At 63.8% G+C, this 24,331-nt stretch carries 16 protein-coding genes; 11 read left to right on the forward strand and 5 right to left on the reverse strand.

Annotated elements, in window-relative coordinates:
- Positions 1–146 precede the first annotated feature (146 nt).
- The 7 genes from KY495_RS04690 (at position 147) to coaD (ending at position 11,962) form a co-directional block, all read left to right on the forward strand.
- Positions 147–1,037, forward strand: a complete 891-nt coding sequence (locus KY495_RS04690) for an ABC transporter ATP-binding protein (RefSeq protein ID WP_219882592.1) — start codon at positions 147–149, stop codon at positions 1,035–1,037.
- Position 1,038: 1 nt separating this feature from the next.
- A complete protein-coding gene (locus KY495_RS04695) occupies positions 1,039–4,614 on the forward strand; it encodes an ABC transporter permease (protein WP_307728243.1) in 3,576 nt (1,191 codons plus the stop codon).
- 69 nt (positions 4,615–4,683) lie between these two features.
- Positions 4,684–8,139 (forward strand): response regulator, encoded by a 3,456-nt coding sequence (locus KY495_RS04700; protein ID WP_219882593.1) that lies wholly within the window; start codon positions 4,684–4,686, stop codon positions 8,137–8,139.
- The gene (locus KY495_RS04705) at positions 8,140–8,967 is read left to right on the forward strand and encodes a protein-glutamate O-methyltransferase CheR (RefSeq protein ID WP_219882594.1); all 828 of its coding nucleotides are present in this window, start codon (positions 8,140–8,142) and stop codon (positions 8,965–8,967) included.
- Positions 8,964–9,575, forward strand: a complete 612-nt coding sequence (locus KY495_RS04710; protein ID WP_219882595.1) for a chemotaxis protein CheB — start codon at positions 8,964–8,966, stop codon at positions 9,573–9,575. The genes KY495_RS04705 and KY495_RS04710 overlap by 4 nt, the downstream gene beginning before the upstream one ends.
- Positions 9,575–10,765: a hybrid sensor histidine kinase/response regulator gene (locus tag KY495_RS04715; protein WP_229518604.1), complete on the forward strand. Its 1,191-nt coding sequence runs from the start codon at positions 9,575–9,577 to the stop codon at positions 10,763–10,765. The genes KY495_RS04710 and KY495_RS04715 overlap by 1 nt, the downstream gene beginning before the upstream one ends.
- An 81-nt stretch (positions 10,766–10,846) precedes the next feature.
- On the forward strand, positions 10,847–11,962 hold the full coding sequence (coaD, locus tag KY495_RS04720; protein WP_219882596.1) for a pantetheine-phosphate adenylyltransferase: 1,116 nt from the start codon (positions 10,847–10,849) through the stop codon (positions 11,960–11,962).
- A gap of 74 nt (positions 11,963–12,036) precedes the next feature.
- Here coaD and KY495_RS04725 read toward each other — a convergent pair whose 3' ends face one another.
- The 4 genes from KY495_RS04725 to KY495_RS04740 form a co-directional block, all read right to left on the reverse strand.
- Positions 12,037–14,709: a DNA topoisomerase III gene (locus tag KY495_RS04725; protein ID WP_219882597.1), complete on the reverse strand. Its 2,673-nt coding sequence runs from the start codon at positions 14,707–14,709 to the stop codon at positions 12,037–12,039.
- A gap of 272 nt (positions 14,710–14,981) precedes the next feature.
- A complete protein-coding gene (locus tag KY495_RS04730) occupies positions 14,982–15,446 on the reverse strand; it encodes a DUF494 family protein (RefSeq protein WP_219882598.1) in 465 nt (154 codons plus the stop codon).
- A 53-nt stretch (positions 15,447–15,499) separates the two neighbouring features.
- A complete protein-coding gene (dprA, locus tag KY495_RS04735) occupies positions 15,500–16,621 on the reverse strand; it encodes a DNA-processing protein DprA (protein WP_219882599.1) in 1,122 nt (373 codons plus the stop codon).
- 8 nt (positions 16,622–16,629) lie between these two features.
- Complete coding sequence (locus KY495_RS04740) at positions 16,630–17,745, reverse strand: LysM peptidoglycan-binding domain-containing protein (RefSeq protein WP_219882600.1); 1,116 nt, start codon at positions 17,743–17,745, stop codon at positions 16,630–16,632.
- A 281-nt stretch (positions 17,746–18,026) separates the two neighbouring features.
- Between KY495_RS04740 and def the strand changes: the two genes are divergently transcribed.
- Together def and fmt are read left to right on the forward strand one after the other, a co-directional pair.
- Positions 18,027–18,569: a peptide deformylase gene (gene def / locus KY495_RS04745; protein ID WP_219882601.1), complete on the forward strand. Its 543-nt coding sequence runs from the start codon at positions 18,027–18,029 to the stop codon at positions 18,567–18,569.
- A gap of 3 nt (positions 18,570–18,572) precedes the next feature.
- Positions 18,573–19,529, forward strand: a complete 957-nt coding sequence (gene fmt / locus KY495_RS04750; protein ID WP_219882602.1) for a methionyl-tRNA formyltransferase — start codon at positions 18,573–18,575, stop codon at positions 19,527–19,529.
- Between the two features lie 23 nt (positions 19,530–19,552).
- Here fmt and KY495_RS04755 read toward each other — a convergent pair whose 3' ends face one another.
- On the reverse strand, positions 19,553–19,825 hold the full coding sequence (locus KY495_RS04755; protein WP_267876174.1) for a BrnA antitoxin family protein: 273 nt from the start codon (positions 19,823–19,825) through the stop codon (positions 19,553–19,555).
- Between the two features lie 198 nt (positions 19,826–20,023).
- On the opposite strand from KY495_RS04755, the gene metH reads away from it, so the two are divergent.
- The gene (gene metH / locus KY495_RS04760; protein WP_219882604.1) at positions 20,024–23,800 is read left to right on the forward strand and encodes a methionine synthase; all 3,777 of its coding nucleotides are present in this window, start codon (positions 20,024–20,026) and stop codon (positions 23,798–23,800) included.
- A gap of 126 nt (positions 23,801–23,926) precedes the next feature.
- Entirely contained in the window at positions 23,927–24,295 is a 369-nt protein-coding gene (locus KY495_RS04765) for an SPW repeat protein (protein ID WP_219882605.1), read from the forward strand.
- Positions 24,296–24,331: the final 36 nt, after the last annotated feature.

The following is a 24,331-nucleotide window of genomic DNA, read 5'->3' on the forward strand; positions in this document are numbered from 1 at the left end:
GCGCCGCCCTGCTACCCTGTTTGCGCACTTCGCACCGGTCAAATTGCCGCCTATCGCAAGAAGCGGGCCACCGGGGCGCGCATTTAATACAATGCAATAATAAAAATCCCATGCACAGCATGGGCGTACTGGATCAGGAGTCAGGAATGGAATTACGCATCCGCAATTTGTCCAAGACCTACGCCAATGGCGTGGTGGCCCTGGACAAGGTCAGTCTGAACATCCCGGCCGGGATGTTTGGCTTGCTGGGCCCGAACGGCGCCGGCAAGTCGACCCTGATGCGCACCCTGGCCACCTTGCAGGAATGCGATTCCGGCTCGGTCTTCTTTGGCGAACTCGATGTGCTGGACGACAAGGATGAGATCCGCCGCCTGCTGGGCTACCTGCCGCAGGACTTCGGCCTGTACCCGAAGGTGACCGCCTACGAGCTGCTCGACCATTTTGCGGTGCTCAAGGGCCTGGCGCACCGGGGCCGGCGGCGCGAGGTGGTCGACGGCCTGCTCCAGCAAACCAATCTGTTCGAGGTGCGCAACCAGCGCCTGGGCGGCTTTTCGGGCGGGATGCGCCAGCGTTTCGGCATTGCCCAGGCGCTGCTGGGCGACCCGCAGCTGATCATTGTCGACGAGCCCACTGCCGGCCTCGATCCCCAGGAGCGGGTGCGCTTTCACAACCTGCTGTCCGACATTGGCGAAGACAAGACCGTGATCCTGTCCACCCACATTGTGTCCGACGTGTCGGACTTGTGCGCCAACATGGCCATCATTAACAAGGGCCAGGTGCTGCTGTGCGGGGAACCGCAAAAGCTGATCGACGACATCGATGAAAAAATCTGGGCCCGCTTCGTGACCAAGCAGGAGCTGGCCCACTTCCAGCGCGAACACGATGTCATCTCCACCCGCCTGCTCACCGGCCGCACCCTGATCCACGTGTATGCCGAGCGCGATCCGGGCGAAGGCTTCGAGCCGATCGCCGGCGACCTGGAAGACGTCTACTTCGCCACCATCGCCGGCCGCCACGGCGCCGCAGGTGCCTGCTAGCATGGCGTCGATGCTGCATATCGCCCTGTTCGAGGCCCGCCAGCGCCTCCGGCTGCTCTCGACCTGGGTGTACTTTGGCATGTTCTTTTCGCTGGCCATGCTGTGGATGGCAGCGGCCGGCGGCGTGTTCCGCGAAGCCTTTGTCTCGTTTGGCGGCCAGGTCGCCATCAATGCCCCGTTTTCGATCTCGATCACCGTATCCTTCCTCGGCAGCCTGGGCGTGATCGTGGTGGCGGCCATGGTGGGCCGCTCGGTCCAGCAGGACTTCGAGTACGACATGCACCACTTCTTCTTCACCGCCCCGATCCGCAAGCGCGACTATGTGTTCGGCCGCTTCCTGGGCGCGGCCGCTACCCTGGCCATTGTGTTTTCCAGCGTGCTGCTGGGCGCCTGGCTGGGCACGTTCATCCCCGGCATTGCCCCCGAGCGGCTGGGACCGGCGGTGTTCTGGCACTATCTGCAGCCCTACCTGACGCTGATGCTGCCCAACCTGTTCATCTTTGGCGCCATCTTCTTTGTCCTGGCCGCGCTCACGCGCCGCATGCTGCCCGTGTACGTGGCCAGCGTGGTGATGCTGATCGGTTACATCGTGGCGCCGTCCCTGGCGCGCGACCTCGATTACAAGGCGCTGGCCGCCCTGATCGACCCGTTCGGCACGGCGGCGGTGATCAACATGACCGAGTACTGGACCATTTCGGAGCGCAATACCAGGCTCATTCCCTTCGAAGGCCTGTACCTGCTCAACCGCGTCCTGTGGAGCGGCTTTGCGCTGGTGGTGCTGCTGCTCGGCTACTGGCGCTTCCACCTGGTGGGCACCGTGGACAGCCGCGCCGTGCGCCGCAGCGAAGGCGAGGCGCCACTGCAGCTGTCGCACAGCGCCATTGCCACCGCCGAAGCACCCGACTTTGGCAGCGGCACCATGGCCATGCTCATGCTGCGCTCGACCTGGATGAACCTGCGCGAATCGGTCAGGGACGTGTATTTTGCCGTGATCCTGCTGGCCGCCGTGGCTGCCATCTTCTTCCTGTCCATGAACATGGGCAGCATGTTCGGCACCACCACCTATCCGGTCACCTACCTGGTGCTGGAGGTGATCAAGGCGGCCCTGACCCTGTTCATGGTCGTCATCACCACTTTTTACGCCGGTGAACTGGTGTGGCGCGAGCGCGAGGCGCGCACCGCCGGCATGCTCGACGCCCTGCCCCTGCCCAGCTGGGTGCCCTTGCTGTCCAAGCTGTTTGCCCTGATCGGCCTGCAGGTGCTGGTGCTGGCAGTGGCCATGGTGTGCGGCATGCTGGTGCAGCTGTTCCATGGCTTTTACCGCTTCGAGGTGGCCCTGTACGTGCAGTCGCTGTTTCTGATCGCGCTGCCGTCCTATGTGCTGCTGGCCGTGCTGGCCATTGCCGTCCAGGTGCTGGTGAACCACAAGTACCTGGCCTACTTCGTGATGATCCTGTATTACGCTGCCACCATCAGCGTCGATTCCCTGGGCCTGGACCACCCGATGCTGCTGTACGGCACCACGCCCGAATTCATCTATTCGGCCATGAACGGCTACGGCCACTTCCTGGTGCGCGAGCGCGCCTTTAACCTGTACTGGGGCGGCGCCGCCCTCGTGCTGCTGGTGCTGTCCTGCGTGTTCTGGCCGCGCGGCAGCAATGCCGACTGGCGCAGCCGCGTGCAGCTGGCCCGGCGCAACCTGACGCTGCCGGTACTGACCGCCCTTGGCGCCGGCCTGCTCATCTTTGGCGCCACCGGCGCCACCCTGTATTACACCCTGCACGTCGATGGCAACTACGAGACCGCGTTCCAGGCCGACCAGCGCCGCGCGCAGTACGAGCGGCGCTACCGCCAGTTCGCCTTTGCGCCCCAGCCGCGCATCACCGATGTCGACCTGCGGGTGGCCATCGTGCCGGAACAGCGCCGGCTGGGCGTGATCGGCACCTATCAGCTGGAAAACAAGACGACCCGGCCCATCAGCGTGCTGGCCGTGTCGGTGGCGCCGGGACCGGCGGTGCGGCTCAAGCCGGGCCAGGGCGCACGCCTGCAGCTGGGCGACCCGCAGCGCGGCTTTTATTTGTACCAGCTGGCCACGCCGATGGCGCCCGGCGCCCGCCTGGCGCTGTCGTTCGAGCTCGCGTTCGAACCTGGCGGCCTGGCCGGCATGGGCCGCGACAGCCCGGTGCTGGGCAACGGCACCTTCTTCAACAACGATATCCTGCCGCGCATCGGCTACCAGCAGGGCATGGAGCTGGTCGACGACCGCGACCGCAAGCGCCACGGCCTCGCCGCGCGCCAGGGCATGCTGGCGCCGGACGATCCGCGCGGGCAGGCCAACAGCTTTTTTGCCTCCGACAGCGACTGGATCAATTTCAATGCCGTCATCAGCACCAGCCCGGACCAGATTGCCGTGGCACCGGGCACGCTGGAAAAGGAATGGCTGGCCGGCGGCCGGCGCCATTTCCACTACCGCATGGACAAGCCGATCATGAATTTTTTTGCCGTGCAGTCGGCCAGGTATGAGGTGCGCCACGACCGCTGGCAGGACGTGATCATCGACATTTATTACCACCCGGGCCACGAGTACAACCTGGAGCGCATGATCAAGGGCGTCAAGGCCGCGCTGGCCTACAACACCACCCACTTCAGCCCATACCAGCACAAGATGGTGCGCATTGTCGAATTCCCCCGCTACCAGGCGTACGCGCAGTCCTATCCGGCCACCATCCCGTATTCCGAGGGTCTGGGCTTCATTGCCAAGGTCGAAGAAGACAACCCGCGCGATATCGACTACCCGTTCTACGTGAGCGCCCATGAAGTGGCGCACCAGTGGTGGGGCCACCAGCTGGTCGGCTCCAACACCCGCGGCGCCCAGCTGCTGTCGGAAACGCTGGCCGGCTATTCGGCCCTGATGGTGATGAAGGACGAGGTGGGTCCGGCCCGGATGCGCCGCTTCCTGCGCTACGACCTGTCCGGCTACCTGCGCGGGCGCGCCATGGAGAAACGGCGCGAAGTGCCGCTGGCCGACAGTGAAAACCAGCCCTACCTGCACTACCACAAGGGCAGCCTGGCCATGTACCGCCTGCAGGAAGCCATGGGCGAAGACAAGATCAACACGGTGCTGCACGGACTGCTGGCAGGCCACGCCTTCCACGCCGCGCCCTACCCTTCGGTGACGGTGCTGCTGGACGGCCTGCGCGCCGCCGCCACCCCGGCCCAGCAAGCCCTGGTCACGGAATTGTTTGAATCGATCATCCTGTACCAGAACCGCGCCGTGCAGGCACGCGCCGTGCCCCAGGGCGACGGCAAATACAGCGTGACCGTCAAGGCGCATGTCAGCAAGGTGCGGGCCGGCCCCACGGGCGAGGAGCGCGAGGTGGCCCTGGGCGACTATATTGAATTCGGCGTCGATGACAAGGATGGCAAGCCGCTGGCGCGCGTGCGCCAGCGGGTGACCGCGAACGAGGTCAGCGTGACCATGGTGGTGGGCGCCGAGCCGGCCCGGGCCGGGGTCGACCCTGACCACAAGCTGATCGACCGCAAACCGGGCGACAATATGATCGGGGTCCAGCGCTAGGCATCTCAACAAGGCGCTTTGAATGTTTCTGTTCGTATAGAATTGGCGCTTTTGTAACGGAAGAGCAGCATGCACAGCGCCGCCAGCATTGACCACCATCGTTTCAAGAGCATTCTCACGAGAAACGTCGCCCTCCCGCTGGCAATCGGCGTCTTCAGCGTGCTCATTTTCATCGGCGTTGTCGGTTATCTGCTGTCGATCCTGTCGGGCGTGGAACAGTCCGAGCGCGTGATTCGCCAGGCCAACGAGGTGTCCAAGCTGGCGGTCGACCAGGAAAGCGGCCTGCGCGGCTTCATGCTTACCCATGATGAATCCTTCCTGACGCCCTACAATATCGCGCTGGCCAAGTCCGGCCCGGCCATGCAGAACCTGATTGCAATGTCGCAGGACGATCCGGCGCAGACATCGCGCCTGCGCCAGGTGGTGGAGCTGCAAAGCCAGTGGACCCAGTTTGCCAATGACGCCATTGCCTTGCGCCGCGCCGACGGTGATGTCGTCAGTTTTGTGCGCAGCCGCCGCGGCAAGCTCATTTTCGATGAAATCCGCGAACAGTTTTCCCAGTTCCTGCTCATCGAGCAGCGCCAGCTCATCGAGCGCAGCGCGGCCGCCCAGCGCTTTACCCGCATTGGCGTGGCGATCTACCTCATTGCCAGCCTGGCGCTGGCCTGCATCCTGGCCTGGTTTGGCCGGCGCGACCTGCTGCGCCTGTCGAAGTCGTTCAACGATGTGATCGACCAGCAGCGCGAACATGCCGACGCCCTCGAACGCCAGGCCTGGCAGCGCAGCGGCCAGACCGCCCTGGCTGAACGCTTCATCGGCCAGCAAGGCCTGGCGCGCCTGGGCGCGGCCACCCTGGACCACATTGCCAGCTACACGGGCGCCACCATCGGCGCCATCTACGCGCGCGATGAAGATGGCACCTTGCGCCGCATCGGCGGCTATGGCGTCTCGCCCCAGGACAGCGCGCGCGAAGATGAAGTGTCCCATGCCCGCGACCTGGTGGGACAGGCCATGTCGTCCTCGCGCGTGATCATGCTGGCCGACCTGCCGGATCACTATCTGAAGATCAGTTCAGGGCTGGGCAGCGCCGCCCCGCGCCACGTGGTGCTGGTCCCCGTGGAAAACGAAGGCCAGGCCAACGGCGTGATCGAGCTTGGCTACCTGCAGCTGCCGCCACCGCGCACGCTCGAGTTCCTCGAACTGGTGGCGCCGAATGTGGGCCGCGCCATCGAGGGCGCCATGGCGCGCCGCCGCCTGCAGGATGCACTGGCTGAAACCCAGCAGCTCAACGAAGAACTGCAGGTGCAGCAGGAAGAACTGCGCACCGCCAACGAGGAACTGGAAGAGCAGTCGCGCGTGCTGGAAGAGTCACAGACCATCCTGGAAAACCAGAAGGCCGAACTGGAGCAGAGCAACGAACAGCTGGAAGACCAGGCCAGGGCGCTGGACCAGCGCAACGAGGCCCTCGGCGTGGCCAAGGTGGAGCTGGAAGAGCGCGCCCGGGAATTGCAGCGTGCCAGCAAGTACAAGTCCGAATTCCTGGCCAATATGTCGCACGAACTGCGCACCCCGCTCAACAGTTCGCTGATCCTGGCCAAGCTCCTGAGCGAAAATGCCAAGGGCAACCTGGAGCCGGAACAGATCCAGTTTGCCAATACGATCTACGCAGCCGGCAACGACCTGCTCAACCTGATCAACGACATTCTGGATATCTCCAAGGTGGAAGCGGGCCGCCTGGAACTGGCGCCGGAAACCATATCCCTGGTCAGCCTGGCCGACTCCATGCGCATGACGTTTGCGCCGCTGGCCGAGCAGAAGCACCTGAGCTTTACCACCGAAGTTGATCCCGCGGCGCCGCCCTCGCTGCACACCGATGGCCAGCGCCTGCAGCAAATCCTCAAGAACCTGCTGTCGAACGCCATCAAGTTCACCGACCAGGGCCAGGTGTCGCTGACCATCTCCGGCCACGATGACGGCATGATTGCGTTTGCCGTGCATGATTCGGGCATCGGCATAGCGCAGGACCAGCAGAGCATCATCTTTGAAGCGTTCCGCCAGGCCGACGGCACCACCAGCCGCCGCTACGGTGGCACCGGCCTGGGATTGTCCATCTCGCGCGACCTGGCCGCCCTGCTTGGCGGCCGGATCGAGATCAGCAGCACGCCCGGCAAGGGCAGCACCTTCACCCTGGTGCTGCCGGCGGCACTGGGCGTACAGGCCACGCCGCCAGCCGCCGCCCTGCCGGCGTCCCGCCCCGCTGCCCCGGCCGCGGCCCCTTCCAGCGCCGCGCCGGCAGTGACGGCGCAGTTCCCCGACGACCGCGCGCGCGAACGCGATGGGGCGCGCACGGTGCTGGTGATCGAAGACGATGTGACGTTTGCCCGCATCCTGTTCGACCTGGCCCACGAAATGCAGTACCACTGCCTGGTCGCGCACAACGCCGCTGACGGCCTGCGCACCGCGCACGAACTGCTGCCGGACGCCATCCTGCTCGACCTGGGCCTGCCCGATGGTTCCGGCCTCGATGTGCTGCAAAAGCTCAAGGATGACCCGGAGGCGCGCCACATCCCGGTCCACATCGTGTCGGCCAACGACCGCGCCGATGCCGCCCTGCAGCTTGGCGCCGTCGGCTACGTGGTCAAGCCGGCCACGCGCGAACGCCTGCGTGAAGTATTCCAGACCCTGGAAGGCAAGTTCACCCAAAAGCTCAAGCGCGTACTGCTGGTCGAAGACGACGAGCGCCAGCGCGAGAGCGTGGTGCAGCTGATCGGCGGCGAGGATGTGGAGATCCGCGCCGTGGCCACCGGCGCCGAGGCGCTGGCGCTGCTGCGCGCCGAACTGTTCGACTGCATGATCATCGACCTCAAGCTGCCGGACATGCAGGGCCACGAACTGCTGCGCACCATGGCCGCCGAGCAGATTCGCGCCTTCCCGCCGGTGATCGTCTACACCGGCCGCACCCTGACCCGTGACGAGGAAGCCGAACTGCTCAAGTACTCGCGCTCCATCATCATCAAGGGCGCGCGTTCGCCCGAACGCCTGCTCGACGAAGTGACCCTGTTCCTGCACCGGGTCGAGTCGCAAATGTCGGCCGAGCGCCAGAGCATGCTCAAGACCGTGCGCAGCCGCGACCGGGTGTTCGACGGGCGCCGCATCCTGCTGGTTGACGACGATGTCCGCAACATCTTCTCGCTCACCAGCGCGCTGGAGCAGAAAGGCATCGAGGTGGAAGTGGGCCGCAACGGCTTTGAGGCGCTCGCCAAGCTTGACGAAGTGCCGGACGTGGACCTGGTGCTGATGGACGTGATGATGCCGGGCATGGACGGGCTGGAAGCGACACGCCGCCTGCGCGCCGATGCGCGCTTTGCCAAGCTGCCCGTGATTGCCATCACCGCCAAGGCCATGAAGGATGACCAGGAACAGTGCATGCGCGCGGGCGCCTCGGACTACCTGGCCAAGCCGATTGACCTGGACCGCCTGTATTCGCTGCTGCGGGTATGGCTGCCGAGCGTGGAGCGCCTGTAAATGAATAATCCGGACAGCGGCACGATCGAACTGCGCCTGCTGATGGAGGCGATCTACCTGAAGTACAGCTATGACTTCCGGGACTATTCCGGCGCCTCGCAAAAGCGCCGCGTGCATCACGCCCTGCATCAGATGGATTGCGAGAGCATCTCCGAGCTGCAGGCGCGCGTGCTGCACGACCCGGACGCCTTCATGACGCTGCTGCAATACCTCACCATCCCCACCAGCGAAATGTTCCGCGACCCCGCCTACTTCCTGGCCCTGCGCGAACAGGTGGTGCCGCACCTGCACACCTACCCCTCGCTCAAGATCTGGATCGCCGGCTGCAGCACCGGTGAGGAAGTCTATTCGATCGCCATCATGCTCAAGGAAGAAGGCTTGCTCGAGCGCTCCATCATCTACGCCACCGACATCAACCCGCAATCGCTGGAGCGGGCGCGCAAGGGCGTCTATCCGCTCGAGCGCATGCGCGCCTATACTGCCAGCTACCAGATGGCGGGCGGGCGCGCGGCGCTGTCGGACTACTACACGGCAGCCTACGACAGCGTGCTGTTTGACCGCAGCCTGATCGACAATGTCAGCTTTGCCGACCACAGCCTGGCAACCGACAGCGTCTTTTCCGAGACCCACCTGGTGTGCTGCCGCAATGTACTGATCTATTTCAACCGCCGCCTGCAGGAGCGGGCCCTGGGCCTGTTCCACGATTCGCTGTGCTACCGCGGCTTCCTGGGGCTGGGCAGCAAGGAAACCATCGACTTTTCGGCCTATGCCGGTGCCTTTGAACCGCTGGTCAAACCGGAGCGCATCTACCGGAAGGTGGCGAAATGAGCCAGCCCAACACCCAGCCGCGGCAAAAGCCGCGCCAGCGCCGCCACATCCAGGCACTCGTCATCGGCGCCTCCGCCGGCGGTATCGACGCCCTCCTGCGCCTGCTCCCCGGCCTGCACCCAGGCTTTCGCTTTCCGGTGGTGGTGGTGCTGCATGTACCGGAAGACCGCGACAGCCGCCTGGCCGAGGTATTCCAGCAGCACCTGCCCATGCCGGTCCTGCAGGCGCAGGACAAGGAGATGCTGCAGCCTGGCCGCGTCTACTTTGCCCCGCCCGGCTATCATCTGTCGATTGAAAGGGACCGCAGCTTTTCCCTCAGCCAGGAAGACCCGGTGCATTTTTCGCGCCCGTCCATCGATGTGCTCATGGCGTCGGCCGCCGACGCCTACGGCGCCGACATCTGCGCCATCCTGCTGACCGGCGCCAGCCAGGACGGGGCGGCGGGCCTGGCCAGCATCACCGACAGCGGCGGGCTGACGATCGCCCAGGACCCGCAGGATGCCGAAATTTCGACCATGCCGGCGGCGGCGATTCGTCTGCGCCAGCCGGAAATGATCCTGCCGCTGCGCGAGATGAACGCGCTGCTGGCAAAACTGGAGACCATGTGATGGCCATGAACGCGCCTGGCAGCCAAGAGCACACCACCAAACTGCTGATAGTCGACGACTTGCCGGAAAACCTGCTGGCCCTGTCGAAGATCATCGAGCAGGATGACCGCATCATCTACCAGGCCAGTTCCGGCGAGCAGGCCCTGTCGCTGCTGCTCGAACACGACTTCGCGCTGGCCATTGTCGACGTCATGATGCCGGGGATGGATGGCTTTGAACTGGCAGAACTGATGCGCGGCACCGACCGCACGCGCCACGTGCCGATTGTCTTCGTCAGCGCGGCCGGCAAGGAACTCAATTACGCCTTCAAGGGCTACGAAACTGGCGCCGTCGATTTTCTGTACAAGCCGCTCGACATCGCGGCCGTCAAGAGCAAGGTCAATGTGTTTGTGGCCCTGTGCCAGCAGCGCCACGAAGTCAAGCGCCAGGTGGAGGCACTGGAACAAAGCCGGCGCGAACTGCGCGCCACCCAGGCCGAGCTTGAGCACGCGGTAAGAATGCGCGACGACTTCATGTCGATGGTGGCGCACGAATTGCGCACCCCGCTCAACACCCTGTTCCTGGAAACCCAGCTGCGCGGCATGCAGCTTGAAAAAGGCAATATGGAAGCGTTCAGCGAAGATCTGTTGCGCACCATGGTCGCGCGCGACGGGCGCCAGATCCAGGCCATGATCCGCCTGATCAACGACATGGTCGACGTGACGCGCATCCGCAGCGGCAAGCTGTCGATCCGTCCTGCCCAGGCCGAGCTGGCCAGCCTGCTGGCGCGCATCGTCAGCGACCTGTCCCAGCGCACGGAAGCTGCCGGCGGCACCATCGAGCTGCATGCGCCGGCGCCGGTGGAAGGCGTGTGGGACGAGTTCCGCCTGGAGCAGATCATCATCAACCTCTTGACCAACGCGCTGCGCTATGGCGGACGCAAGCCGGTAAGAATCACGCTCACCACCGGCGAGGACCATGCCAGTATCGAGGTCAAGGACCAGGGCAGCGGCATTTCGCCGGAAGACCAGGAGCGCATCTTCAACCCGTTCGAGCGGGCCAGTACCAAGGAAGTGCGCGAAGGCCTGGGCCTCGGTCTGTACATCGCGCGCCAGCTGGCGGAATCCCACGGCGGCCGGCTGGAAGTGGAAAGTGTGCCCGGCCAGGGCGCCGCATTCCGCCTCACGCTGCCCCTGCATGCCCCCGCCTAGGGCGGCCGCAGGCGGCAGCCACTCGGCACGGAACGCCGCTGGCGGTATGATGGGAGCCCGAGCGCATTGTGGAGCCTTTCAATGAAAAAAATCGCCTTTTCCGGCACGCTGGACCCGATCACCAATGGCCACATGTGGGTGATCGGTGAAGCCCGTGAGCTGGCCGATGAAGTGGTGGTCTTCATTTCGGAAAACGCCTCCAAGCGGCCGCAGTTCACGGCGGACCGGCGCAAGGAAATTATCGAAAGCAGCGTGGCGGCCGTGGGCTGGGACAACGTGAGCGTGATGATCGTGCGCGGCGACTACACGGCGCGCGCGGCCAAGCGCCACGGCATCAACTTTCTCATCCGCGGCATCCGCAACACCACCGACTTCGACTACGAAAACCTGCTGCAGCAGGCCAACGTGGACGTCCTGCACGGCTCCAAGACCCTGTTCGTGATGCCGCCGCGCGACCTGGGCTCGGTCAGCTCGAGTTTCGTGCGCGGCCTGCAGGGCCCCGTGGGCTGGCACTGGACCACGGCGCGCTTCATGCCGGCGCCGGCCTACCGCGCCTGGATCCTGGACTGGCTGCGCAACGAGTGGGATTCGCTCTGGCCGCAAGGCCACAGCACGGCCGGTGAATGGTTCGAGCGCCTGACCGGCGCCGACGGCTACGATGGGCCGTCCCGGGCCTATCACAATCTCGACCACCTGGTTCACGGCCTGTCGGAGTTGCGCGCCTGGGCCGCCAACACCGGTGCCAGCGCCGCCGACACCGCGGCACTGAAGAAGGCGTTCTGGTTTCACGATGCCGTCTATGGCGGCAGCATCGACGGCGTATCGAACGAGGAACAGAGCGCGCGCCTGTGGATCGCCAGCGCGCTCGACGACGGCGCCGCGCGCGACGACGTGACGGCCCTGATCCGCACCACCGAGCATGCGCGTCCCGCCGCGCCGGCCCACCGCCTCTCCAGCGCCATGATGAGCGCCGACCTGGCCATCTTTGGCCAGCCGGAGGATGTCTACGACAACTACGCGCGCTCGGTGCGGGTGGAATACGCGCATGTGGATGAAGCGAGCTACCGCGCCGGGCGCGCCAATATCCTGCGCCACTTCCTGGGCCTGCGCACGTTGTACGCCGATCCTTACTTCGCCGACTTGTACGACGAGCAGGCGCGCGCGAACCTGCAGCGCGAGCTGGCCACGCTGGCATAAAAAAACGCGCCATCCGGCGAGGAAGGCGCGCTCTCTTTTACTACGGCGTGGCGTGTGAGCGTAGTTGTGTGAGCTTACTTCTTTGGCGCCGCCTTCTTCGCAGGTGCCTTTTTTGCAGCGGCTTTTTTGGCCGGTGCTTTTTTCGCCGCCGCCTTTTTGGCCGGCGCCTTCGCTGCCGCCTTGGCAGGCGCCGCTTCTTCGCCTTCCACCGTTTCGGCTACCGGCGCGGCTACCGGCGCGGCCTTGCCCTTGGCGGGCGCTTTTGCCTTGCGCTCTTCAAACTCGAAACTGATCTTGCCATCCTTGCCCTTGACCAGGAAGGCCTTGAACGGACGGCGCGTGCGCTGCGATACAAAGCCCGGCAGCAGGTCGGTCTTGCCTTCAACCAGCAGCTTGGTCATCTGCTCGGGCAGGATTTCCTGCTGCAGGATGATGCGGCCGCTGCGGAAGTCGCATGTCTTGGGCTTGGCCACGCTGTGTTCACACACGTAGGCCAGGCCCATCTCGTACACGCCGCCGCTGCACTTGGGGCATGGTCCGAGCGCGGTCTGGCCGGTAAAGTCGACGCCTTCGCCGTCTTCGCCACCTTCGTCATTCTGGCCAAAATCGAATTCGAGTTTGCAGTTCTTGATCTCTTCGTCCCGCACGATGCGCAGGATGGCCGCGAACGGACGGCCCATCTTGGAGCGGAAGCCCTGCATCGGGCCGATGGTGCGGTTGGCCAGCAGCTCTTCGACTTCAGCAATCTCGAACTGGCGGCTGCCCGGCGTCTTGCTCATGTTGAATTCGCACTTGGTGCAGGCAAAACGGCGGTAGTTTTCCTTGACCACGCCGCCGCAGTTGGGGCATGGCGTCTTGAGCGTGTGATAGTCGCCCGGAATGGTGTCGTTGTTGTATTCCTTGGCGCGCTTGACGATGATCTGGGTCATCTTTTCGATCTCGCGCATGAATTCTTCGCGTGAGATCTTGCCCTTTTCCATCTGCGAGAGCTTGTATTCCCACTCGCCGGTCAATTCCGGCGCCGTCAGTTCGTTCACGCCCAGGCCGCGCAGCAGCGTCATGAGCTGCGACGCTTTCGCCGTCGGCATCAGTTCGCGCCCTTCGCGCAGCAGGTAGCGCTCGCCCAGCAAGCCTTCGATGATGGCGGCGCGGGTCGCCGGCGTGCCCAGGCCCTTGCCGGCCATGGCGTCGCGCAGCTCGTCGTCGTCAATGAGCTTGCCGGCGCCTTCCATGGCCGAGAGCAGCGTCGCTTCCGTGTAGCGTGCGGGCGGCTTGGTGACCAGGCCATTGGCCGTGACTTTTTCGGTATGGACCTTCTCGCCCTTGGCCACCGGGACCAGGTTGCCGCCCGTGTTGTCGTCCTTGTCGCTGTCGGTCGACGCTTCCTTGCCGTAGATGGCGAGCCAGCCCGGGTTGGTCATGACCTTGCCTTCGGTCTTGAACTGGTGGCCCGACACTTCGGTAAAGCGCGTGGTGACCTGGAACTCCGCAGGCGGGAAGAACACTGCCATGAAGCGGCGCGTCACCAGGTCATACAGCTTTTGCTCCGGTTCCGACAGGTTCTTGGGCGCCAGCGTGGTCGGGATGATGGCAAAGTGGTCCGAGATCTTGGCATTGTCGAAGATGCGCTTGTTCGGCTTGACCCAGCCCTTGTCAGTGATCTGCTTGGCGAACTGGTGGTAGTTGTTGTTCTCCGCCAGCGACAGCATGGTTTCCTTGACGGTAGCAATGTAGTCTTCCGGCAGATGGCGCGAGTCGGTACGCGGATAGGTCAGCACCTTGTGCTTTTCGTACAGCGCCTGCGCCAGGCCGAGCGTGTTCTTGGCCGAAAAGCCGAAGCGGCCATTGGCCTCGCGCTGCAAACTGGTGAGGTCGAACAGGGCCGGCGCCATCGAGGTGGTGGGCTTGGATTCTTCCGTCACATTGCCGGGACGGCCCTTGCAGGCCATGGCGATGGTGTCGGCCGCGGCGCGGCTCCACAGGCGTTCGGCGCGCTTTTCCGGATCGTTCTCATCCTTCTTGAAGGACTGGTCCAGCCAGCGGCCTTCATACACGCCGGCGGCGCACACGAATTCGGCCCGCACTTCCCAGTAGTCGCGCGGGACGAAGCGCTTGATCTTGTCTTCGCGCTCGACCACGATCGACAGGGTCGGCGTTTGCACGCGGCCCACGGTGGTCAGGTAAAAGCCGCCCTCTTTCGAATTGAACGCGGTCATGGCGCGGGTGCCGTTGATGCCGATGAGCCAGTCGGCCTCGGAGCGGCAGCGCGCGGCGTCGGCCAGCGGCAGCATCTCTTCATCGCTGCGCAGCTGCTTGAAGCCTTCGCGGATCGCGCCCGGCGTCATCGACTGCAGCCACAGTCGCTTGACCGGCTGCTTGGCCTTGGCGTTTTGCGCGATCAGGCGGAAAATGAGTTCACCTTCGCGGCCCGCGTCGCATGCGTTGATCAGCTGCGAGACATCCTTGCGCTTGATGAGCTTGTTGAGCACCTTCAGGCGCGCCTCGGTCTTGGCGATCGGGTTCAGTGCAAAGTACGGCGGAATCATGGGCAGGTGGGCAAAGCTCCACTTGCCGCGCTTGACGTCGTGCTCTTCCGGCACCGCGATTTCCAGCAGGTGGCCCACAGCGGACGAGAGGACGTATTCGTCGGACTCGAAATACTCATCGTGCTTGGTGAAGCCGCCCAGCGTCTTGGCGATATCGTTCGCGACGGAGGGCTTCTCGGCGATGATGAGGGTTTTGGTCATAGGGTTCTCGTCGTACTTATAGTAGTGGTTCGGCACGCGCATCATACATGCTCGTGCGCAGGCGCCATTGATTTCGGCTAGGCACGTGGCCATCCTGATTCACGAATTGTAACAATCCGCTTGCGCGGCCAATGATAAGCGGGTTGCCGGGAAAACCGCAAGTGGCCGATGCACACACGTGTATACAATCAGCGAAACGGGGCGCTGGCACGCCCGTTTGCGTTGTTTCTACAGGGAAGAGGGGAAAAAGTGCCACGGCGGGCACGGCCGGCTCAGTGCAGCAGGCGCGGGGCCTGTTCATCGTCGGAGCCGAACAGGTCGTCGAACATGAGTGCGTCCGGTTCCTTGCCCTGGCTCCAGAGCAGCATGAGCACGATGATCTTGAGCTTGCCCAGTCCCACGGGCGACTCTTCCAGCGCCAGCGCCCGCTCGATGACGATTTCGCGCTGCACGGGCGTGAGCACCTTGGCGCTTTCGAGAAACTGGATGAAGCCGACGGCGGGCGTGCCGAGCGCGTCGTATTCCTGTTCCACGTAGAAGCGGGTACCGGAGGAAGCAAAGGCGGCGCCGGTGTCGGCACCGGCCATTTCCGTGAGGTCGCTCAGCCAGACGATGGCTTCGGAAATTTCTTCCTCATCGAAGCCGACGGCCGACAGTTTACGGGCGAGCGCTTCCGGCTCCGGACAGGCGTCAGGACGGTAGTACGTCTCGTACAGGTAGACCAGGATATCAAACATGGCTCTACTCTATCAGTTAAGCTCGTTTTAACACAAGCCCTGTACGCCCCGCCTCATCGATTGATGCGCTGGAACAATCCGCCAGGCAACCGTTCTATCTTCCCGCACATTTCCAGGGCCAGCAGGCGGGTGGCCAGCGCTGCCGGGCCCATGCCCGGCAGCGCGGCCAGGGTATCGCCATCCACGGGGCCGTACCCCATGGCGTCGAGCAATTCATCGTGGCCCTGTGTCCCATGCCCGAACAGCGGCCCCGCCACGGCCCCCTGCTCCAGGTGCAGTTCCACCAGCACATCCCAGGCGCACTCGACCAGCTTGGCGCCCTCCTTGATCAGGTAATGGCAACCCTTGGCCAGGGGCGAATGGATGGAGCCGGGAATGGCAAAGATATCCCTGCCCTGCTCATTGCCCACCCGCGCCGTGATCAGGGAGCCGGACCCGGCCGCCGCTTCCACCACCAGCACCCCGCGCGACAGGCCGCTGATGATGCGGTTACGGCGGGGGAAATTGGCGCTCGCCGGCGGCGTGCCAAGTGAGTACTCGCTGACGATGCAGCCCTTGGCAGCAATGGCGTGGGCAAGCGCCCGGTTGCGCGCCGGGTAGATGCGGTCGGCGCCGGTGCCGATCACGGCAATGGTGGCGCCGGCGCCGGCCAGGCCCCCTTCGTGGGCAGCCGCGTCGATGCCGGCCGCCAGGCCCGACACGATGGTCAGGCCCGCCTCGCTCAGGGCCTGGGCAAAGGCGCGCGCATTGATCAATCCCTGCTGGGTGGCATTGCGGCTGCCGACCATGGCCAGGCACTGGTTGGCCAGCAATTCGGTGCGGCCAATACAATACAGCAGGAGGGGACGATCGGAGAGCTGCCTGAGGGTCGCCGGATAGCGCGCGTCGTCCATGGGAATGATGGCATGCCCGGGCATCTGCGCCCATGCCAGGGCGGCATCGATGGCAGCGGCCAGCTCGGCCGATGGCGGGGCGTGCAGGGTGCGCGCTTTATTACGGGAAATGACGCCCGCCAGCTCGTCGACACTGGCGGCCAGCACGGCATGCGGGGTGGCGAACCGGTCGATCAGGTCCCTGACCGAGGTCCCTCCCACGCCCGGGGTCAGTTCCAGGCGCAGCCAGTGGGCCAGGGCGTCTGCCGGGCCGGCTCGGGGGGAGGGTTCCGTGGCTTGCACGGTGGAATTTACTCCGGTGACTTGACGACGTCGCCAACTTCCACTGGCTGGGTCGACTGCATGATCAATCCATACGAGACATTCGGGAACACGCGGAAAATGAACAAGGTGCCCGATTCTTCGTCCGGCAGCTTGATCGTGGGGCGGCGCCCGAAATGATTCGCCTTCGCCGTGCGGTCTTCCACGGTTCTGCCCAAAGTGTACAGCTGCATGACGGCGCCGACATCGAGTCCGTCAAGTGCACCGCGATTAATGCTCACCACCTGATTCTGGCCGGCATATTTCACACCCGAATAGACGCCGGCAACATTGCCCTCGACCGATTCCAGCGGCGGATGCGGCATATAGTTCTGCAAGGCCGTCGGCGGCTGGGGCACCAGCTGGTCGCCCACGCCAATTTCCTGCACCGATGACGCCAGCACGAAGGTATGGATGTCGCTCCCAGCCTTGGCTTCCGCATGCAGCTTGACCGAACCGAGGTACACCGCCTCGTAAGCGAGCAGCTTGTCGGTCTTGGGATCCTTGAGCGGCGTGCCCGGACGGAACACCTGGAACGAGCTGACGCCGTTCAGGTCGCCGCGCACATAGGCCTTGTCATCCTTGCCCAGGAAGACCTTGCCCTCTTGCCCGGCCACGATGCGGGGCGCCTTCTCCAGCTCGTTGGCGCTGATGATCAAGGGACGGGTCAGGAAAGGCTCGATCAGTTCGGACGGAATCGAGGAAATGGCATCGCTGCCCAGACCTTCATTGCGGATCTGGGGCGACAGGCGCACCGTGCCATTGGGCCCGGCCATGCCGCTGCCCGAACCGGGCTTGTTGAGCGACAGGCGGCCGGTGGCGCGGTCAAAGTAGACGATCTGGCCCGGATAGATCCAGTGCGGATTCTTGATCTCTGCCTTGTTCAAGCCCCACACCTGGGGCCAGCACCATGGATGCGCCAGGAACTTGCCGGAAATATCCCATAAGGTATCGCCCTTGACGACCACGTGCTGGTCCGGTGCATTGGGCTTGAATTCGCAGCTGCGGCGCTCGGCGGCGCCGGCGGCTTGCACGGGAGTGGCGAGAACGCCGGCGAATAGCGCTGCAACTGCAAGGCGGGCGCTGACTGTGCTAAAATTTTTCATTGGAGATGTCCGTTAAGTGCGGCATTACACATTATTGCTAGCTGGACTTATTACCTGTGCCAGCCAAAGCGCAAGAGACAGCTAGTAACGCTACCCTAACGACAAAAGTGGGGACAAGGCTTGCCGAACTGGATCAAATTCTGCACATAAATCCTTGAACTAGCAAGAAAAACCGCGCCCCACCTCCCTCTTGACCTGTTGTGTTTTTGTTGTTTTATGGCATCTTAAGCACTTGTGCATGAGAAATAAACAAACGAATTGTTACCGAGTTAATTAAAATTATGGCAATACTTAATATCCTCCGCTATCCGGATGCGCGTTTGCATAAGGTTGCCAAGCCCGTGACCGAATTTGGCGAGCGCATCCATGCGCTCGTGGCCGACATGGCGGAAACCATGTACGAGGCGCCCGGCGTGGGCCTGGCTGCCAGCCAGGTCGACGTGCATGAACAGCTGATCGTGGTCGACATTACCGAAACCAAGGATGACTTGCGCGTATTCATCAATCCGCAGATCACCTGGGCCAGCGCCGAAAAGCGCGTCTACGATGAAGGCTGCCTGTCGGTGCCGGGCGTGTACGATGGCGTGGAGCGCCCGGCCCAGATCCGCGTGAGCGCACTGGACGCCGACGGCAAGCCGTTCGAACTGGAAGCGGACGAGCTGATGGCCGTGGTCATCCAGCATGAAATGGACCACCTGGCCGGCAAGGTGTTCGTGGAATACCTCTCCCCTCTCAAGCGCAACCGCATCAAGGCCAAGATGCTCAAGGAAGAACGGGGCATGCAGCGCGAAGCGGCGCTCAAAGCTGCCGGCCGGCGCTACTGAGGCATGAACGTCGTTTTTGCCGGCACGCCCGAGTTTGCCGCGGTGGCCCTGCAGGCGCTGCATCGCGCAGGTTTCGCCATTCCGCTGGTGCTCACCCAGCCCGACCGCCCGGCCGGGCGCGGCATGCAGCTGCAGGCATCGGCCGTCAAGCAATACGCCCAGGCCCATGGGATCGAGGTCTTGCAACCCTTGTCGCTGCGGCTCGACAGCAAGGATCCGGAACGTGCCGCCCAGGCCAAGGCCGCCCACGACCGCCTGCTGGCGCTTGACTATGACGTCATGGTGGTGGCGGCGTACGGCTTGATTTTGCCACGCAGCACGCTCGACATCGCTCCCTGCATCAATATCCACGGTTCATTATTGCCACGCTGGCGCGGCGCCGCACCGATCCACCGCGCCATCGAGGCGGGCGACCGCGACACGGGCGTGACCATCATGGAAATGGAAGAAGGCCTGGACACCGGCCCCATGCTGCTGATGGAACAGGTCCAGATTGGCGAACAGGACACCACCGCCACCCTGCACGACCGTCTGGCAGCGCTCGGCGCCGACATGATCGTGCAAGCCTTGCGGCTGCGGGCCGACGGCAAGCTGGCCGCAACAGCCCAGCCGGCCGACGGCGTGACCTACGCGGCCAAGATCACCAAGGAAGAAGCGGCGCTCGACTTTACCGCACCGGCGGTGGATATCGGGCGCAAGATCCGCGCCTTTAACCCCTTCCCCGGCGCCCACGGCCAGGTCAACGGCGTGACGGTCAAGATCTGGGGAGCGCAGGTCGTGGAAGAAAAATCGGCGCACCGGCCCGGCACCATCCTGGCCGCTGACGCCCAGGGCGGGATTGTTCTGGCCTGCGGACGGGGCTCCTTGCGCCTGACGGAACTGCAAAAACCCGGAGGCAAGCGCTTGCCTGCTGCCGAGTTCCTCAAATCATTTCCTCTGGCCGGGCTCAGCTTTCAATAAAAAGCCTGCCCGGCAATTCCCAATTATTCCGCAGCCGCCTTGGCGGCGCGCTGCGCATCCATGTGGTCGCGCAGGATCTGATTGATCCGGGTCTGGTACCCTGGACCGGCCGACTTGAACCAGTTGAGCATGTCCACATCCAGGCGGATCGTCACGATCTGCTTGAGCTGCTGATTGCTGCCAGGACGCGCGGTCACGGGAGCGCTATCGTTGCTGGTGGAACCCTGCTCGGGCCAGGTCGCTTGGAACTCGTCATTCATAGTTTCTTCCTCATCATCATGTGTTGCTGCATAAATACAATTGTGATCCGCTCATGTATCGTAAAGATTGCAGGCACGCCGTGATTTGTAACGCTATGTATCAGAGCGACTGGAAATTACATAAATATACAAAAGAGGGGTCTCCAGAGCATTTATTGCTGTTGACGTATAATTTCAGGCCGCCTTCCGGCCCTGCCGGCTGCGCGCCGCCGACCCGCCCAGATGAAAGACCACATGATCACTACCGCCGTCCCATCCCCGATTGACAGTCAGCTGCGCGACATCCTGCGGCGCCGCATCATGATCCTGGATGGCGCGATGGGCACCATCATCCAGCAGTACAAGCTCGATGAAACGGCCTATCGGGGCGGTCCCGGCGGCCGCTTCATTGATTTTGCCGCGCCCGCGGCCAGCGGCGCGCGCGAGCTCTTCGTCAAGGGCAACAATGAACTGCTCACCCTGACCCAGCCGCACATCATTCAGGAAATCCACGAGCGCTACCTGGCCGCCGGCGCCGACCTGATTGAGACCAATACCTTCGGCGCCACCGGCATTGCCCAGGACGACTATCACATGGCCCACCTGGCCTATGAGATGAACGTGGAAGCGGCGCGCCTGGCGCGCGCGGCCTGCGCCAAGTACAGCACGCCCGACAAGCCGCGCTTTGTCTGCGGCGCCCTGGGGCCGACGCCCAAGACGGCATCGATCTCGCCGGACGTGAACGACCCGGCGGCGCGCAATGTCACCTTTGACCAGCTGGTGGCCAGCTACCACGAGCAGGTGCGCGGCCTGGTCGATGGCGGCGCCGACGTGCTGCTGGTCGAGACCATCTTCGACACCCTCAACTGCAAGGCAGCCCTGTTCGCCATTGACCAGTACTTTGACGAGCATCCCGCCCTGCCGCGCCTGCCGATCATGATTTCCGGGACCGTCACCGATGCTTCCGGCCGCATCCTCTCGGGCCAGACCGTGCCCGCCTTCTGGAACTCGGTGCGCCACGCCAAGCCGCTCACCATTGGCCTCAACTGCGCCCTGGGCGCGGCCCTGATGCGGCCATATGCCCAGGAGCTGTCGCAAATTGCCGATACCTTCGTCTGCATCTACCCGAATGCCGGCCTGCCCAACCCCATGAGCGACACCGGCTTTGACGAGCTGCCGGCCGACACCTCGGCCCTGCTGCGCGAATTTGCCGACAGCGGCTTCATTAATATTGCCGGCGGCTGCTGCGGCACCACGCCCGACCACATCAAGGCCATTGCCGACATGCTGGCCACCACCGCCCCGCGCGCCGTGCCGGCCATTCCCGTGGCCCAGCGCCTGTCGGGCCTGGAGCCCTTCACGATTGACGAGAACTCCCTGTTCGTCAACGTGGGCGAGCGCACCAACGTCACCGGCTCCAAGGCGTTCGCGCGCATGATTCTCAATGAGCAGTACGACGAAGCGCTGTCGGTGGCGCGCCAGCAGGTAGAAAACGGCGCCCAGGTCATCGACATCAACATGGACGAGGCCATGCTCGACTCGCAGGCGGCCATGGAGCGTTTCCTCAACCTGATCGCGTCGGAACCGGACATTTCGCGCGTGCCCATCATGATCGACTCGTCCAAGTGGTCGGTGATCGAGGCAGGCCTCAAGTGCGTGCAGGGCAAGGCCATCGTCAACTCCATCTCGATGAAGGAAGGCGAGGAAGAATTCATCCGCCAGGCGCGCCTGTGCCGGCGCTACGGCGCCGCCGTCATCGTCATGGCCTTCGACGAGCAGGGCCAGGCCGACACCTTCGAGCGCAAGATTGAAATCTGCGCGCGCGCCTACAAGGTGCTGACCGAGCAGGTGGCCTTCCCGCCCGAAGACATCATCTTCGACCCCAACATTTTTGCAATCGCCACCGGCATCGAAGAGCACAACAACTACGCAGTGGACTTCATCAATGCCACGCGCTGGATCAAGGACAACCTGCCGCACGCGAAGATCTCGGGCGGCGTATCGAACGTGTCATTCAGCTTCCGCGGCAACGACCCGGCGCGCGAAGCGATCCACACCGTGTTCCTGTACCACGCCATCAAGGCCGGCATGACCATGGGAATCGTCAACGCCGGCATGATGGGCGTGTATGACGACATCCCGGCCGAACTGCGCGAGCGGGTGGAAGACGTGGTGCTCAACCGCCGTGCGGACGCCACCGAGCGCATGATCGACATTGCCGGCACCCTCAAGGCGGGCGGGCGGCAGGATGTGCAAAACCTGGAGTGGCGCAGCGGCACGGTGCAGCAGCGCCTGTCGCATGCGCTGGTGCACGGCATCACCCAATGGATCGTGGAAGACACGGAAGAAGCGCGCCAGCAATTGCTGGGCAATGGCGGGCGCCCCATCCACGTGATCGAAGGCCCGCTCATGGATGGCATGAACGTGGTGGGCGACCTGTTCGGACAGGGCAAGATGTTCCTGCCGCAGGTGGTCAAATCGGCCCGGGTCATGAAGCAGGCCGTGGCGCACCTGATTCCCTACATTGAAGAAGAAAAGCTGGCCGAGGAAAAGCGCACCGGCATCGTGGCCAAACCGAAGGGCAAGATCGTCATCGCCACCGTCAAGGGCGACGTCCATGACATCGGCAAGAACATCGTCTCGGTGGTCCTGCAGTGTAATAACTTTGAAGTGGTGAACATGGGCGTGATGGTGCCGTGTTCGGAGATCCTGGCGCGCGCCAAGGTGGAAAATGCGGACATGATCGGCCTGTCGGGCCTCATTACCCCGTCGCTGGAAGAGATGGCGCACGTGGCGCGTGAAATGCAGCGCGACCCGCACTTTCGCATGATGAAGATTCCGCTCCTGATTGGCGGTGCCACCACCAGCCGCGCCCACACGGCCGTCAAGATCGCCCACAACTATGACGGTCCTGTGGTGTATGTGCCCGACGCCTCGCGTTCGGTCTCGGTGGCGCAGTCGCTGCTCACGCCCGAAAGCCGCGACCAGTACATCGACGACATTGCCCAGGATTACGTGCGCATTCGCGAGCAGCATGCCAGCAAGAAGGCGCTGCCGATTCTGCCGCTGGCCGCCGCGCGCGCCAACAAGATGAAGCTGGCATTCGACCCGGTGCGGCCCAAGTTCATTGGCCGCCGCGAATTTCGGAACGTGGACCTGGCCACCATTGCGCGCTACATCGACTGGGGTCCGTTCTTCCAGACCTGGGACCTGGCCGGTCCCTTCCCTGCCATCCTGAAAGACGAGGTGGTGGGGGACGCTGCCAGCCGCGTGTTCGAAGAAGGCCAGGCCCTGCTCAAGCGCATCATCGAAGGGCGCTGGCTGACCGCCAACGGCGTCATCGCCCTGCTGCCTGCCAATAGTGTGGGCGACGACGATATCGAAATCTATACCGACGAGACGCGCAGCAGCGTCGCCTTTACCTACTACGGCCTGCGCCAGCAGGGCGTCAAGCCGGTGGTCGATGGCGTGCAGCGGCCCAACCAGTGCCTGGCCGATTTCATCGCGCCCAAGACGTCGGGCGTGAAGGATTACATCGGCATGTTCGCCGTCACCGCCGGCCTGGGCATAGAAAAATACGAGAAGCGCTTCGAGGACGCACATGACGACTACTCGTCCATCATGCTCAAGTCGCTGGCCGACCGCCTGGCCGAAGCGTTTGCCGAATACCTGCACGAGCGCGTGCGAACCGACCTGTGGGGTTACGCACCGGACGAAAACCTCAGCAACGACGACATGATCGCCGAGCGCTACCAGGGCATCCGTCCCGCCCCCGGCTATCCGGCCTGTCCCGAGCATACGGTGAAAGCCGACATGTTCAAGACCCTGCAGGCCGACGAGGTCGGCATGGCGCTGACGGAATCGTATGCCATGTTCCCCGGCGCGGCCGTGTCCGGCTTCTATTTTGCCCACCCGGAATCGAAGTACTTCGTGGTCGGCAAGATCGGCGACGACCAGGCGGCGGACATGGCGGCGCGGCGCGGCGTGGACAAGCAGGACGTGGAACGCTGGCTGGCGCCCAACCTGTCATGAGCACCCGCGGCCGCTGAACTTTTTGCGCCTTTGCTGGCCTAAGCCAGTACAGGCGGCGCCCGGCGCAGCGCTGCCCTGCTGTATATGCCCGTATTGTTCCGCGCCGGCTTACCTGCAGGAGGCATCATGGCATTGCACTTCACCAAAAGGCGCTGGCAGGATCAGGTCATCCTGCTGCTGGGCCTGTGGCTATTCTTTTCCCCGTGGGCGCTCGATTACGTGCCCGGGTCGGCAATCGCGCTCAACGCGAACATCGCCGGCACCGTCATCATGCTGCTCGCGGCCTTTGACCTGTATAAAACCTATGCCTGGGCAGTCATGCTCAACCTGGCCGTCGGCGTGTGGGTGGCCGTCTCGCCCTGGGTCGATGCGCTGGCCGACCGCAGCGCCATGATGAGCAATTGCGTGATCGTGGGCGTGGCGGTGGCCTTGCTGGCCCTGTGGGAACTGCGCAGCGACCCGGAACTGCACCGCCAGGTGGTGGGCGGCACCTGAGGCTGCACGCTTGACCAGCTTGCGGACCTGCGGGTC

The sequence above is a fragment of the Massilia sp. PAMC28688 genome (genome assembly GCF_019443445.1).
Taxonomy (GTDB): domain Bacteria; phylum Pseudomonadota; class Gammaproteobacteria; order Burkholderiales; family Burkholderiaceae_D; genus Telluria_A.